Origin of the sequence: Paenibacillus sp. p3-SID1389 (assembly GCF_025151705.1) — a bacterium.
In the GTDB taxonomy this organism is placed as follows: domain Bacteria; phylum Bacillota; class Bacilli; order Paenibacillales; family Paenibacillaceae; genus Fontibacillus; species Fontibacillus phoenicis.
The window spans coordinates 1-1,585 of record NZ_JALXVO010000115.1 but is presented as its reverse complement, the minus strand read 5'-3'; the positions used below and the strand labels follow the sequence as shown (position 1 = coordinate 1,585).

Here is a 1,585-nt window from a genome sequence, read left to right as displayed (position 1 = left end):
CCTGAATTTCGAAAGTACAACTCTTTGAAAACATGAAAAGTGCCCCAGATCCTTGGTATAATGGTGTTTGCGAAGACAACATCATCCCAAGAGAGGAGCACCCTTAAGGTGAAGTCTACCACAATCATGAGCAAGATCAAGAGCGAATTTTCGCTGAATAACGCCACGAGTTTTGGCGGTGTTAACATATTTCTGGCCTACCTTGAAAAAATCAAGCTTTCGGAGGCGATGAGATATCTCTCCGGCGGCAAAGCGATCAATGCGGTTTTCCCTATTCAGCGCATTGTGTTGTATCTCATCATAGGATGGATGCTCGGATGTGAGCGGATCTTCCACTTTCGCAAATTGCAGCAAGACGTCCTGTTACGCCGTTTTCTCGGCGGTCGCTGTCCCCATCATAGTTTGTTATACAAGGAATTGGTTCGATGGGGCCGAACCTGTCCGACGCTGCCAGCCGAGCTACGGGCACTGAATCAGGAGATCCTTCGTCCCGCCTTGCCTGTCGGCTTGATTCTCGATTTGGATTCATCGGTGGAAACCGTGTATGGCAATCAAGAAGGCGCAGCCAAAGGAACCAACCCGCACAAGCCGGGACGGAACAGCTACCACCCGTTGCTGGTCTTCGAAGGGCAGACACGGCTGAATCTGAATGCGACGCTTCGGCCGGGCAACACTCACTCATCTACAGATGCCGCCGCGTTTCTGGAGCAAACCTTTGAACTCCTTGGCGATCGCCGCGTGAAATACGCCCGATTTGACAAAGGCTTTGGCGGCGAACACTTTTACAGCTTGTGGGAGAACAAGGGAGTCGGCTACGTCGGCAAGCTAAAGTGGACTCAGCGGCTCGCCAGAGAAGTGCAGGCCTGCCGCTATTGGACGCGCTATGTCGACGAAGACTGGATCATCGAAGGCATCACGTTGATTTACAAGGCGACCTCCTGGGAAACGTCACGCCGTGTGGCGGTGATTCGCAAAGCGCAAATCTTCGATGATGGGCAAGGCCGGATCGTATTCGATTCGGACTGGACGTACGAAGCAATTGTAACCAATCTGGAGTGGGAACCGATAGATCTGTTGCGCTTCTACAATCAACGCTGCTGTATGGAAAATTACATCAAAGAAGCGAAACAAGGCTTTTCCATCGATCGGATTGCAACCGGCGATTTCAAAGCAAATGAATTGGATTTGCTGATTAAGCTGCTGGCCTATAATTTGTTCGAGCGCTTTAAACGCAACGTTTGCGAACCGATGCATATCGGGTATACGATCGCCCGATTCCGTTTGGAATTCTTTCATTGCGCGGCGACGATTATTCGGCACAGTCGCTCGGTCGTCCTCAAGCTGATGAAAGACTTTTCCAACCGACACGCATGGAAACGAATAGAAGAGAGAATCGCCGTCTTGGAATGATAACTGGTAAAACTTTACTTGGAAATCCCGCTAGCCCGCTCTGTGGGGAGGGGGGACGACTATTCAACGAAGACGGATTCCATCGAATCGTTTGGGAATTCTCTCAATAGTTTACAACTCTGTCTACGCGGATTTGCAGCATGTTTACTGTAAAGACGGGCTTTCGAAATTCAGG

At 50.2% G+C, this 1,585-nt stretch carries 1 protein-coding gene; it reads left to right on the top strand.

Annotated features, from left to right (window positions below):
* Positions 1 to 108: 108 nt before the first annotated feature.
* Positions 109 to 1,410 carry an IS1380 family transposase gene (locus M3G15_RS21300; protein WP_009227152.1) on the top strand — a complete coding sequence of 434 codons (1,302 nt, stop codon included), beginning with the start codon at positions 109 to 111 and terminating at the stop codon, positions 1,408 to 1,410.
* The last annotated feature ends 175 nt before the right edge of the window (positions 1,411 to 1,585 follow it).